Source organism: Rubripirellula obstinata, assembly GCF_001642955.1.
GTDB lineage: Bacteria > Planctomycetota > Planctomycetia > Pirellulales > Pirellulaceae > Rubripirellula > Rubripirellula obstinata.
Genome location: NZ_LWSK01000280.1, coordinates 1 through 1,473, shown reverse-complemented (window position 1 = coordinate 1,473; position 1,473 = coordinate 1). Strand labels below are relative to the sequence as shown.

The following is a 1,473-nucleotide window of genomic DNA, read 5'->3' as shown; positions in this document are numbered from 1 at the left end:
CCCGTCGGCCGCTTTGATAGCGTCGACGGTTTCCTGGCCTCGTTCAGTTTCCAGTTCGATGATCGCGACGGTAGCACCCTCAGCTGCCAAGCGGGTGGCGATTGCAGCGCCAATTCCCGAACCGCCTCCGGTTACGACGGCAACTTTTTCCTTGAATCGTTCCATTCCTGTTTCCTGATTTTGTTCTTCGGAGAAGCTATTGTGCTCTTGGTAAGGCATGCCGCTCAATGGTAAGCGTCAGCGTCGAACTTTTCCAGAACACGCGCGCTGGTTGCTTCCGTATTCAGTTCCGTCTTTCTACGCGACCAGACGGTCTGGCCTGCTCCCCAAAAGTTGTTCCATGTGATATGAGAGTCTACTGAGCCTTGACCTTGCCCCCGAATTGAGTCCACTTGGAGCGTGAGTTTTTCTTTCCCTCAGGCAGTGTTCGGAGACTGAGGCGTAGCCGAAGTCGGAGAACACTGCCGGACCGCAAACTCGTTGGGAGTCAGCTGACCCAAGCTACTATGCGGTCGATTCTGGTTGTAGTCTTTCCTCCACTGATCAAGTTTCTCCTGAGCATCCTCTAAGGAAAGGAACCAGTTCTCATTCAAGCATTCTTGCCGAACACGCCCATTGAACGACTCTATCACGGCATTATCGGTTGGTTTGCCGGGACGGCTGAAATCAAGCTTAACCTTGTTCCAGTATGCCCACCAATCCAAACTCTGGGAAATGAACTCAGGTCCATTGTCCACCTGAATCACTTCAGGGAATCCGTGAACCTTGCAAACTTTTTCCAGAATCTGAACGACATGGTCGCCCGTCATTCTTTGGCCTGACTCGATCGCGAGGCTAACTCGACTAAAGTTATCGACCAACGTCAGAAGCCGAAAACGACGCCCACAGTACAGCTGATCCGACATGAAGTCCATGCTCCAGCGCTACCGAGTACGAGTTGGAGAAGCTCTTCCTTCACGAATCTGGCAGCTCCGGTTACGGCGAGGCCGCTTGCGACGCATGGCCAGGCCTTCCTCCTTGTAGACCCGGTAGACCAGTTTGTGGTTGACCTTCCAACCCTCTCGTTGCAAGAGAACATGAAGGCGGCGATAGCCGTAGTGAACACGGCTCGTGGCCAAATCACGAAGTTTGATACGAAGATCTGCCCGATCATCTTTAACACTTTTGTATCGGTGGCTGGACTTGGGGAATCCAGTCGCCAACAGTGCGCGACGTTCGCTAACTTCATAGGAAACTTGAAGCTTCTTAACGATCGTCCGCCGACGATCGGGCTTTAGACCTTTCCCTGGACAACGTCCTGAAGCATCTTCTTGTCGAGTCTAAGGTCCGCGACGAGTTGTTTCAGCTTTCGATTCTCTTCCTCAAGTTGCTTCAAACGCCGGACTTCAGCAACGCCCATCCCAGCGAACTTCTTCTTCCACCGATAGTAAGTCTGTTCTGTAATTCCCATCTTGCGAACGATATCCGCAATGG

General features: G+C 52.4%; 4 protein-coding genes. All 4 read right to left on the bottom strand.

What is annotated here, in order from left to right:
• Positions 1–219 (bottom strand): SDR family NAD(P)-dependent oxidoreductase (locus RC85_RS25780; RefSeq protein ID WP_238383248.1); only part of this gene is annotated, 219 nt, incomplete at its 3' end.
• A gap of 197 nt (positions 220–416) precedes the next feature.
• Entirely contained in the window at positions 417–914 is a 498-nt protein-coding gene (locus RC85_RS29140; RefSeq protein ID WP_068267822.1) for an IS3 family transposase, read from the bottom strand.
• Between the two features lie 9 nt (positions 915–923).
• Positions 924–1,118: an IS3 family transposase gene (locus RC85_RS29135; RefSeq protein WP_420852608.1), complete on the bottom strand. Its 195-nt coding sequence runs from the start codon at positions 1,116–1,118 to the stop codon at positions 924–926.
• A gap of 155 nt (positions 1,119–1,273) precedes the next feature.
• Positions 1,274–1,473: transposase (locus tag RC85_RS25765; RefSeq protein WP_068267818.1), on the bottom strand; the 200-nt coding region annotated here is incomplete at its 5' end.